General features: G+C 73.4%; 13 protein-coding genes. 10 read left to right on the top strand and 3 right to left on the bottom strand.

The window, feature by feature from the left end; translation table 11 throughout:
• The first annotated feature begins 190 nt into the window (after positions 1–190).
• From C7C46_RS17945 to C7C46_RS35075, 3 genes are all read left to right on the top strand, one after another.
• A complete protein-coding gene (locus tag C7C46_RS17945) occupies positions 191–745 on the top strand; it encodes a hypothetical protein (RefSeq protein ID WP_110670858.1) in 555 nt (184 codons plus the stop codon).
• 83 nt (positions 746–828) lie between these two features.
• Complete coding sequence (locus tag C7C46_RS17940) at positions 829–1,815, top strand: hypothetical protein (protein WP_110670857.1); 987 nt, start codon at positions 829–831, stop codon at positions 1,813–1,815.
• Positions 1,816–1,865: 50 nt separating this feature from the next.
• Entirely contained in the window at positions 1,866–2,033 is a 168-nt protein-coding gene (locus C7C46_RS35075) for a hypothetical protein (protein ID WP_181442401.1), read from the top strand.
• Between the two features lie 92 nt (positions 2,034–2,125).
• Here the strand turns inward: C7C46_RS35075 and hemC are convergent, their stop codons facing one another.
• Positions 2,126–3,058, bottom strand: coding sequence for a hydroxymethylbilane synthase (hemC, locus tag C7C46_RS17935; RefSeq protein ID WP_110670867.1), 933 nt, complete (start codon positions 3,056–3,058; stop codon positions 2,126–2,128).
• A gap of 126 nt (positions 3,059–3,184) precedes the next feature.
• On the opposite strand from hemC, the gene C7C46_RS17930 reads away from it, so the two are divergent.
• On the top strand, positions 3,185–4,723 hold the full coding sequence (locus C7C46_RS17930; protein WP_110670856.1) for a DUF2079 domain-containing protein: 1,539 nt from the start codon (positions 3,185–3,187) through the stop codon (positions 4,721–4,723).
• Positions 4,724–4,779: 56 nt separating this feature from the next.
• Here the strand turns inward: C7C46_RS17930 and C7C46_RS17925 are convergent, their stop codons facing one another.
• Positions 4,780–5,757: a transglycosylase SLT domain-containing protein gene (locus C7C46_RS17925; RefSeq protein ID WP_110670855.1), complete on the bottom strand. Its 978-nt coding sequence runs from the start codon at positions 5,755–5,757 to the stop codon at positions 4,780–4,782.
• Positions 5,758–6,003: 246 nt separating this feature from the next.
• Here C7C46_RS17925 and C7C46_RS17920 point away from each other — a divergent pair, with 246 nt between their 5' ends.
• From C7C46_RS17920 to C7C46_RS17900, 5 genes are all read left to right on the top strand, one after another.
• Positions 6,004–6,606 (top strand): TetR/AcrR family transcriptional regulator, encoded by a 603-nt coding sequence (locus C7C46_RS17920; RefSeq protein ID WP_245984485.1) that lies wholly within the window; start codon positions 6,004–6,006, stop codon positions 6,604–6,606.
• Positions 6,603–6,950, top strand: a complete 348-nt coding sequence (locus C7C46_RS17915; protein WP_110670853.1) for a nuclear transport factor 2 family protein — start codon at positions 6,603–6,605, stop codon at positions 6,948–6,950. The genes C7C46_RS17920 and C7C46_RS17915 overlap by 4 nt, the downstream gene beginning before the upstream one ends.
• Positions 6,947–7,258, top strand: coding sequence for a TfoX/Sxy family protein (locus tag C7C46_RS17910; protein WP_110670852.1), 312 nt, complete (start codon positions 6,947–6,949; stop codon positions 7,256–7,258). Before C7C46_RS17915 ends, C7C46_RS17910 begins: the two co-directional genes overlap by 4 nt.
• Before the next feature lie 390 nt (positions 7,259–7,648).
• The gene (locus C7C46_RS17905; protein WP_146259113.1) at positions 7,649–7,987 is read left to right on the top strand and encodes a hypothetical protein; all 339 of its coding nucleotides are present in this window, start codon (positions 7,649–7,651) and stop codon (positions 7,985–7,987) included.
• A 314-nt stretch (positions 7,988–8,301) separates the two neighbouring features.
• A complete protein-coding gene (locus C7C46_RS17900) occupies positions 8,302–8,961 on the top strand; it encodes a PadR family transcriptional regulator (RefSeq protein WP_110670850.1) in 660 nt (219 codons plus the stop codon).
• 28 nt (positions 8,962–8,989) lie between these two features.
• On the opposite strand, the gene C7C46_RS17895 is transcribed toward C7C46_RS17900, so the two are convergent.
• The gene (locus C7C46_RS17895) at positions 8,990–9,211 is read right to left on the bottom strand and encodes a hypothetical protein (protein ID WP_110670849.1); all 222 of its coding nucleotides are present in this window, start codon (positions 9,209–9,211) and stop codon (positions 8,990–8,992) included.
• A 288-nt stretch (positions 9,212–9,499) separates the two neighbouring features.
• Between C7C46_RS17895 and C7C46_RS17890 the strand changes: the two genes are divergently transcribed.
• Positions 9,500–10,204 carry a bifunctional DNA primase/polymerase gene (locus C7C46_RS17890; RefSeq protein WP_110670848.1) on the top strand — a complete coding sequence of 235 codons (705 nt, stop codon included), beginning with the start codon at positions 9,500–9,502 and terminating at the stop codon, positions 10,202–10,204.
• Positions 10,205–10,226 lie beyond the last annotated feature (22 nt).

Genomic DNA, 10,226 nt, shown 5'->3' with positions numbered 1-10,226 from the left:
AGCATGACCGCTCAACGACAGAACCGATCAGCAGTCACATGATCTGCCGCTGTAGTACTAGCATGGCCGGGCGCCATGGCTCCGCTCCTGCGAAACGGTTCGCAGACTGCTGCACCGTCATCTCCGGTCCTGCCCGTCCGATGCGCTGGACAGTCACCAGTCGGCGCACTGGCCAACCCCGAGGAACCACATGTACCGCCCTGGAGACATCGCCTCCACCGCGCTGCACGGCCTGCCCGGACTCGGCCGCTGGGCCGTCTACGGCAGTGCGCTGATCCTCGCCACCGACCCCGGCGAACTGCTGCTCTACGTCTACCAGGCCACGCTCGGCGCCGACTTCTTCGCTCGCGGCCCGATCAGCATCGGTCTGCACGGCAGCGGGCTGGCCCTCAACGACCCCGTCACCACCGGGCTGGCGCCGACCCGGATCCAGCTCGGCGAGATCACCAACTCGGGCGATCCGTCCAGCGCGGTGGACGACCTGGTGCAGCGCGCCCGCGCCGAGCTCGAGCCGCACTGGACCGCACGCGGGGACGGGCCGCTGACCGTCGACCAGCTCCCGGTGCTCGACCTCTCGTGCAGCGTGCTGGCGGAGCGCCGGGCCGGCGCCGACCTCGCCAAGGCGGCCCGGGACCGGATCGTCCGCCGCCTGCGCGCCGGTGGTGTCACGCCCGCCCAGATGAGCCGGCCGGGCATGTCCGTCAGCCAGATCTACCAGATCAACCGCTCCGCGAAGCCCGCCTGACGGTCAGCCGGTCAGCCGGTCAGGCGGTCGGCGCGCGAGGTGTACAGCTCGTCAGCAGACGGCTTGTCATATCATCGGCGACCATGGGTGACGGGCGGGACACCGTGTACGGGTGGGGCGGAGCGGAGCCGGCGGCCGCCGGGCAACCGGACTGGGCGGCCCTCGCGGACCGGCACGAGCGCGAGCAGAAGCGCCGCCGGCAGCTCAGGGTGGTCGGCGGCACCGTGGCCGCCGTGCTCGCGGTCGGCGCGGTCACCGTGGCGGCGGTGGCGGCCACCGGGTCCGGCCGGAGCGGGCACGGCCTGGCGGCCGACGGTACGTCAGCCTCGCCCGGCAACCCCGTGACCGCGCCCGACACCGCGGCCCCCGACGGCGCGGCCCCCGGCGTCGGCGCGTCGGCCTCGGCCCAGGCAGGCGCCTCGGCGGCCGGCTCGGCGCAGGCCTTTCCGTCCGCCGCCGCCGCCTCCGCCTCGGCTCCGGTGAGCGCCGCGGGCTCGACGAAGCCCACGGGCTCCGCCCCGGGCGCGCCGGCACCGGCCCCCACCTCCGCGGCCGACCCGCTGACGGTGATCTCCGCCGCGGCCACCGACAGTGCCCCGCTCGATCCCACCACGCTGTTCGCCGCCGGCACGCTGACCGTCAACGGCAGGACCTGGACCCGGCTGGCGACGAGGACCGACACCGTCTGCTGGCAGGCCACCACCGGCCACCTCGGCGACGTGCTGGCGGCCTCGAACTGCCGCGCGCTGCTCCGGGCGACCTACACCAGCGGCAACAGCGCGGTGACCGTCGGCGTGGCCGTCACGGACAGCAAGGCCCAGGCGGATGCGGCGATCGCCGCCAACAAGGGGCAGATCCAGGGCCTGGTCCCGGCGGATTCCGCCTCCTACTGCGTGTCCGAGGGCTGCGCCAACACCCACGCGTCGATCGGCCGCTACGACTACTACACCGTGCAGGGCACCGTGAAGCCGGCCGGCAACACCCCGGACGCCATCGCGAACGCGGCCGCGCCGACCCTGGCCGACTACGCGCGCACCCAACTGCTCGCCCGGGGACAGCGGCCGGCCTGACCCGCGCCCGCCGCCGCGCGCGAGCGGCTCTGACGGTGTGTCATGGAGCCATGGCACAAAGACAGCACTGGTTGATCCGCTTCACCGACGAGCTGATGACGCTCACCAGCGACCTGAGCCAGGACCAGGCCGCCGACTTCGTGCGCCGGGTGTACCTCGCCGGGCACGAGGCGGCCGTGGCCGAGGCGGCGGAGGAGCGCCGACGCGAGGGGGAGTAGCGCCGACTCGAATCGGAGCAGCGCCGAGCGGAGCAGCGCGCCGAGCGGAGCAGCGGCGCGCACCCGGAACCCGCTGAGCCCCCCGTACCCGCTCAGTGCGGGATGGCGTCGATGACCTCGCGCGCCCCCTGGCGCAGCAGCGCGACGGCGACCGAGGTGCCCAGGGTGGCCGGGTCCAGCGGGCCGGCCCACTCGTGGGCGTCGAGCACCGTCTTGCCGTCTGGCGAGAAGACCCGCCCGCGCAGCGAGAGCCGCCCGTCCCGCTCGGCCCGCGCGAAACCGGCGATCGGGCTGTTGCAGTGGCCCTGGAGCACGTGCAGGAACATCCGTTCGGCCGTGGTCTCGCGCCAGGCGTCCGGATCACCGAGCGGAGTGACCGCGGCGATGGTGGCGGCGTCGTCCTCGCGGCACTGCAGGGCCAGCACCCCGGCCCCGATCGGCGGGCACATCGCGTCCACCGACAGGACCTCGCTGATCCGGTCCTGCTCGCCGATCCGCTCCAGTCCGGAGACGGCCAGCAGCAGCGCGTCCACCTCGCCGGCCGCCAGCTTGGCCAGTCGGCTGTTGGCGTTGCCCCGGATCGGCACGCAGACCAACTCCGGGTGGGTGACCGCCAACTGGGCGATCCGGCGGACCGAGGAGGTGCCGATCCGGGAGCCGGGCGGCAGCTGATCGAGGGTCAGGCCGCCCGGGTGGACCACCGCGTCCCGCACGTCGTCGCGGCGCAGGAAGGCGGCGAAGACGGTGCCGGCCGGTAGCGGGCGGTCGGCGGGGACGTCCTTGACGCAGTGCACCGCCAGGTCCGCCTCGCCGGCCAGCAGCGCGGCGTCCACCTCCTTGGTGAACGCCCCCTTGCCGCCGAGCGCGGAGAGCGCGCCGGGCCAGCGGTCGCCCGCGGTGGTGACCGGGACCACGGTGGTGGTCAGCTCCGGGTGGACCGCGGCCAGCTCGGCCCGGACCCGGGCGACCTGGGCCAGCGCCATCGGGGAGGAACGAGAGACGATGCGCAGCACGGTCGGTGACATGGTGACCACGATAAGCCGTCCGCGCGGCACCGGAGCACCAGCGGCCGGGTCCCCTGCCGCGTCGCCTGGGGTGCGCGATAGCCTTCACCATTCGCACACCCGTGGCCCCTGGAGGCGGAAGGCACCATGGCTGAGGCTCAAGGCACCGAGGCCCACGGCACCGAGGCCCAAGGTAGCGGCGCTCAAGAGGCCACCGGTGCTCGAAGCGCCGAGGCCCAGGCGCGCGAGAGCGCCATCCCGCCGCAGCGGGTGCCCAGCTGGGGCCGGTCCGCCCGCGCCGTCAGCACCGGACGGCTCGGCGACGCCCTGCCCCACCTCGCCCTGTCCCTCTTCTTCCTGGCCGGCTACTGCCTGCTCGCGCTGCTGCGCTACTACCGGTTCGGCTCGCCCTCCTGGGACCTGGGCATCTTCACCGAGGCGGTCAAGGGGTACGCGCACTTCGGCGCGCCGGTCCTGTCCATCAAGGGACCGGGCTTCAACGCGCTGGGCGACCACTGGTCGCCGATCCTGGCGCTGCTCGCGCCGGCCTGGTGGCTGGCCCCGTCGGCGGCCACCCTGCTGGTCGCGCAGGCGGCGCTGTTCGCCTGGTCGGTGGGGGTGGTCTCGGACACTGCCGCCCGGGTGCTCGGCTCGACCGGCCGCGGGGTGCTGGTCGGCACCGCCTACGGGCTCTCCTGGGGGCTGCAGCGCGCGGTGGACGCGGAGTTCCACGAGATCGCCTTCGCGGTGCCGCTGCTGGCGGTGGTGGGCCGTCAGCTGCTGCTCCGGCGCTGGGAGCGGGCCGCCTGGTGGGCGCTGCCGCTGGTGCTGGTCAAGGAGGACATGGGGCTGACGGTGGCGATGGCGGGGGCGCTGCTGGTGCTCTGCGCGCGGCGCTGGTCGCTGGGCGCGGTGCTGGTGCTCTTCGGCTTCGGCTTCACGGCGCTGACCATGGGCGCGCTGATCCCGCACTTCAACCCGCAGCACCAGTACGACTACTGGTCCAAGTTGCCGGGCGGCGAGCACCCGCAGCTGTGGCAGCTGATGGTGGTCCCGTTCACCCGGCTGACGGTCTGGAAGACCTGCGGCTGGCTGCTGGGCATCGTCGGGTTCCTGGCGCTGCGCTCGCCGCTGCTGCTGCTCGCGCTGCCCACCCTGGCCTGGCGGTTCAGTTCCGCCAACTCGATGTTCTGGGGCCCGGACTGGCACTACAACGCGACCCTGATGCCGATCCTGTTCCTGGCCCTGGTGGACGGGGTGGACCGGTTGCGGCGCAGCGAGCGGCTCCCCGGGCTGCGCGGCTTCGCCGAGGGCATGGTGCCGGCCAGCACCGGCATCGCGGCGGCCTGCCTGGTGAGCCTGCCGGTGGGCCTGGGCGGGCTGAGCGACCCGGCCGTCTGGACCCAGGGCCCGCACGCGGCAGCGCTGCGCGCGGCGATCGCGACGGTGCCCCCGAACGTCCGGGTGGAGGCCTCGATGGGCCCGCTGGCCCAGCTGGCCGCCCGGGACGACGCCTACTGGCTGGGCGGCAGCAAGCAGGTCGCCCCGGACTACCTGTGCGTGGACGTGGCCGGCTGGGACGGCGGGCCGACCGACCTGCCCGGCTACGGGGCGGCGCTGCACCCGGGCAACCACTACACGGTGGTGTTCCAGCAGGACCATGTCACGGTGCTGAAGCGGGACTGACCGCGGCCGGCCCAGGGCCGACTGCCCGTCACCCCGCGGTGCAGACCGTCAGTCGGTCAGGAGACCGGCGCCACCTGGCACGGGCAGTTGGCCATCAGCGCCTTCACGTTGGCCACGTAGCCCGGGTTGGGGATCACCGAGGTACCGGTGGTCACCCCGGTGACCGGGTCGGTGGTGCTCGTGTAGTGCACGTTGCCGGCCCCCGCGTTGTAGGCGGCGATCACCAGGTCGAGCAGCGGGGTGCGGCCGGTGGCCGGGTCGGGGGACAGGTCGTACGTGCCGCCGAAGTCGGAGTCGCCGTAGTAGGCGACCAGCTCGTCGAGGAGTTCGGCGCCCAGGTCGGTGTTGCCGGCCAGCGTCTGAGCGTCGTTCTTGGTGCCGAACTTGCCGTTCATCCAGGTCACCGTGGCGGGCATGAGCTGCATGGTGCCGATCCCGCCGTCGCAGGCCCGGATCGCCGACTGCCAGCCGCTCTCCTGCCAGGCCACCGCCTTGACCAGGTTGACCGGCAGCGGCGGCAGCTTGTCGGTGCCGCCGCTGGCCAGGGTGAGGGTGCGGGGCTTGCCGGCCGCGGCGCTGAGCGCGGTGGCCACGTCGGCGGTGGCGGCGTTGGCGCCGGCGTAGCTGGGCTTGCAGCCGCTCTGCAGCGGCGGGGTGTGCGGGGTGGCCGGGGGCGGCGGCGGGGCCACCGGGCCGGGCTTGGCGGTGGGCGCGGGCGCCGCGGCGGCCTGCGCCTTGGCGGACGGGGACGGGCTCGCCGAGGCCCGGGCGCTCGCGCTGTGCGAGGCGGCGGGGCCGGGCGTGGCCGAAGCCGAACCGGAGGCCGACGGCGAGGCCGAGGGCGAGGGTGCGGCGGTGGCCGTACTGCTCGGCGCCCCGGTCAGGTCGGTCGCCGCCGCGGCGCTGGGCGCATCCGCGACCGTGACGCGCTGCGATCCGCCAGAACCCCCGGACAGCGCGTAGGCGCCCCCGGCACCCGCCACCGCCACGGCGGCCAGACCCGCCACCACCTGCTGCCGCCTGCTCAGCCGCATGCTTCCCCCCGGTCTCGTCCCCGACGGAACTGCTCCGACAGGGGCGGTCAGCCTATCGACCCCTCGTTCGAGCCCGACCCGCGGGCCCGCCGCCCGCCCGCGCCGCACCCCCTCCACCCCGCCGGCAGTGACTGTTCGGCAGCACGAACTCGCGGCGGTCGACCCTCGGCGGCGCGCGGCCAGAGGCACAGGAGCGGCCGGCCCTGCCGGCGTGCTATTTTTGTGAGCGATCGTTCAACTATGGGAGTGCCGGTGGGACGCAAACAGCTCTGGGACAAGGCCGAGGTACTGGCCTCCGCCATGCGACTGTTCCGACGCCGCGGCTACTTCGGTGCCTCACTGCGGGACATCGAGGAGGCGACCGGGCTGCATCCGGGCAGTCTGTACCGGACCTTCCAGAGCAAGGACGGCCTGTTCTGCGCGGCACTGGACGCCTACAACGACCAGGTGGTGCAGAGCCGCGTCCGGGCCCATCTGCTTAAACCGTCGGACCCGGTGGCGGGCATCCGGTCGTTCTTCACCTCGACGTTCGAGACCGGCCTCGAGCCCGATCCGGGCTGCCTGCTCACCAACACCGCCGTGGAGTCCTTCGCCGTCCCGCAGGCCGCCGACGGGGTCCGCCGAGGGCTGGAGACGATCGAGTCCGGCCTCGCCGAAGCCCTGACGCGCGCCCGCACCCTGGGCCTGCTCTCCGCGGACCTGGATGTCGAGGTTTCGGCAGCCCACCTGCTGGCGCTCTACCAAGGCCTGCTCGTGCTGGTCCGGGCTGGCGCCCCCATCACCAAACTGCACACGATCACCGATGGCGCGATGGCGTCGATCGGCTCCGAGGAAGAGGAACAGCGATGAGTGACTCACAGCAGCTCTGGGAGAACTACGCGGCGTGCTGGTCGGCCGACCCCGGCGAGCGGCCCGCCGCACTCGGCGCGGTCGCGGTCGACGACGTCGCCTACCGGGACCCCGGCACGGAGGTCGGCGGGCTGACCGAACTGGCCGCCTACATGGCCGGGTTCGCCGGAGCCTTTCCCGGCCACCGGTTCCGCATCGACGAGGTGCTCGAGCACCACGACCGGTCGCTCGCACGGTGGACCCAGCTTGACGAGCAGGGCGAACCCGCCATGGCGGGCGTGAGCACCGCGCTCCACCGCGACGGCCGACTCGCCGACATCACCGGGTTCTTCCTCCCCGCGTGAGTGGATCCCGCAGCCTCGCCGAGTACGCCGCCGATCAGCTGGCGCCGCTCGGCGAGGTCACCATCCACCGCTACTTCGGCGGCTGGGCACTGCGCAGCCGCGGCATCCAGTTCGCGATGGTGATGGACACCCTCTACCTGCGCGTCGACGCCGCGGCCCGCCCCTCCTACGAGAGGGCCGGGTCCACACCGTTCAGCTACCACGCCGCGGGCCGCGAAGTAGTGGTGCACGCCTACTACACCGTCCCGGCGGAGGCGATCGACGACCAGGCCGAACTGTGCGCCCTGGCCCGCGCAGCACTCGCCTGACCACCCGACCCCAACCGCCGCGCCGAACGCGCACTGCTCGCTGTCCTGTCACCGATCCTTGACCGATCGCCACTGAAGTTTGACCACGGCGCGGTTTGTGACAGCGAAGTCGGACCGCACCAGGCGGAGCAGTGCGCCCGGGTCGTACACCCATCGCCGGAAGCTGGACAGCGCGCCGGCGGCGATCGCCGCACGGACCTCGGACAGGCCGTCGAATTGCTGACTTCGGCGCTGCAGGGTGATGGCGGTGGCAGGCCGAGCGTGAGGCCCGTGGGTGCAACCGATGCCGGGGGCGGGCGCGTCGGGAAGCAGTGGATCACGGGCTTCGGGGGGGACGGCATGCGGCAGGTGCGTTGGCGCGGGGTGGTCGGTGGCTTGGGGTGGGGGGCCGTGGGGTTCGTCCTGGCCACGGCGGGCTTGCTTGTCGGCATCGACCGCGTCGTTGCGACGTGGCACTGGTGTCTCACCCAGGATCACGAGACAAACCCGGATTTGGTCCGGGGGAACCGGGCCGTGTGGGTGATCATGCTCACCGTGCTGATGGTGCTCATCGTGCTGCTCCGGCCGCTGCCGAAGAGCCGCTGGTATCTGCTGCCGGTCCTGGTCGCTGCCACTGCCGCCCTGACCTGGCTCTACGTGACAGGGATGGGGCACCCGGCCCCGCTGTCCCCCGGGGACGCGCCAGAGGTCAGGTGCTGGAACATGCCGACTTTTCCCTTCAACGGCTGAGCCACCCGCCGTCAGCAAGGCCGCCAGCCGTACCGCCTCGCGGTGCCGACCCGCCCTCCCCGTCAGTCCGCCCGACGGACGACCGCGTCGGCCCCTGACGAGCAGTGGTCCAACTCCGCTGTCACGAACTGCGTTCGGTCCAACTTCGGTGGCATGCCGTCCAGGTTCGCCGTCACGGGTCAACTCGCTCCGGGCTGTCGAAAATCGTTGACGAGTGATAGTTACCGATATATCGTCGAAGCATCGAGACAGTACGGAGGTCGGTCGCGAAACGATCGTGATGGTCCTTCGGCAATCAGAAGGAGGTGCGCATCATGCGCACGGAGAACTCATCGCAGCGTGGTCACGGTCGTCGTCGCGGCAACGGGTTCGGCGAACTGCCGGGCGAATTCATGGAGCACCGCCGGGCCTTCGGGCCGCCGGCGGGTCCGGGCGGGCCGTTCGGCGGTCCGTTCGGGGGAGGGCCGTTCGGCTTCGGCGGCCCGTTCCGGGGCGGCCCCGGCGGGCGCGGGCGAGGGCATCGGGGCGGTCGGGCCCGGCGCGGAGACGTGCGGGCCTCGCTGCTGGCGCTGCTGAAGGAGCGCCCGATGCACGGCTACGAGATGATCACCGAGATCGGCGAGCGGACCTCGGGCACCTGGCGCCCCAGCCCGGGCTCGGTCTACCCGACCCTCCAGCTGCTGGAGGAGGAGGGCCTGATCGAGGCTCAGGAGACCGGCGGCAAGCGGCTGTTCACGCTCACCGAGGCGGGCCGCGCCGAGGCCGAGGCCGGTGCGGCCGAGCCGTGGCTGGCGGCCGGCAGCGGGGTGGACTGGGAGGCCGTCCAGGAGGTCGGCCAGACCATGGCCTCGCTCGGCCAGGCGGTGCACCAGGTGATGACCACCGGCACCGAGGAGCAGCGGGCCAAGGGCCTGGCGGTGCTCACCGAGGCCCGCAAGAAGCTCTACCTGATCCTGGCGGACGCCGAGGGCTGAGCCCGGCTGACCGAGGACCACGAGAAAGTTACGAGTCCGACGGCTCCTGGTACTCGTAGCACCAGCGCGAGCGCCCCTTGGCGTCGTACTCCTTGGCCCGGACGTACACCAGCGTCCGGGCCGGCTCGTCCCCGTGGGCGGGCACCGGGACCTTGTAGTACTTGGGCACGTTGTCGAACGGGGTGAGGTGGACCGGGAGTACCCGGCCGTCCAGCGGTCCGCCGTGGAACCCGGTCTCCGCGCTGCGCATGCTGCCCACTCCCTCGCCGCCGTCCGTACGGGACAAGCTTCGCACCCCGCGGTCGGCGACCTTGAAATGCTCCCTTATCCTGCTACGTACGCCTCGGGCCCTGCACGGCCCGCGAACGGCCCCTGCGAGCGCGCCGCGGCCAGGCGTGGGCCCGCCCCGGTGACCTCGGGGCCGGCCGCCCGGAGCACGGCCGGGCGCTCCCGGGAAGCCGCGGACCGCGCCCGGTGTTGCTGCGGACAGTGCTCGAACGTTGTGGCTCACCAGCCACAGCCGTGCGGAAGGGGACCGATGGCAGCCAGCAGCAGGTGGACGGCGTGGTTGTGGCGCGATCGGCAGCGCACCGAGCCGGACGCCGGCGGCCCGGCCAACCCGGCCGCCCGGCTGGAGCTGCTGCTCACCTCGGTGCGGGCCGGCTTCCCGCTCGCCCCGGCCGCCCATCCGGCGGGGTACCGCTGCTCCTGTGACCGGGTCGGCTGTCCGGCCCCGGCCCAGCACCCGCTCTCCTTCGCCTGGCAGTCCCAGGCCACCACCGACACCGAGCAGCTGGCCCGCTGGCTGGCCCGCGACCCGCAGGCCAACTTCGTCACCGCCACCGGCCGCGCCCACGACGTGCTGGACGTGCCCGCCGAGGCCGGCCGGCTCGCGCTGGCCCGGCTGGAGGAGCTGGGCGTGCCCGGCCCGGTCGCCGCGGTCGGCGAGGAGCGCTACCTCTTCTTCACCGCGACCCGCGGCCGGCCCGAGGACGAGGACGAGTTCTGGCCCAGCGCGCTGGACACCGACCCGGACACCATGTCCGAGCACCCGGGCCTGCGCTGGCACTGCCGCGGCTCCTACACCCTGGTGCCGCCGGCCCGGCTGGCCGACGACTCCGAGGTGCGCTGGCTGCGCGGGCCCGAGCAGGCGCTGCCGGACCCGCTGCGGGTGCTGGACGTGCTCACGGACGCCTGCACCGAGGTGGGTGCGGTCGCCGAGGAGCAGTGGCTGATCGGCTGAGCACGCGCCCGCGCGGCGTCTG

The organism is Streptomyces tateyamensis, from assembly GCF_003205575.1.
Classification (GTDB): Bacteria; Actinomycetota; Actinomycetes; order Streptomycetales; family Streptomycetaceae; genus Kitasatospora; species Kitasatospora tateyamensis.
The sequence above is the reverse complement of the archived record's forward strand: the minus strand, read 5'-3'. Positions and strand labels throughout refer to the sequence as shown.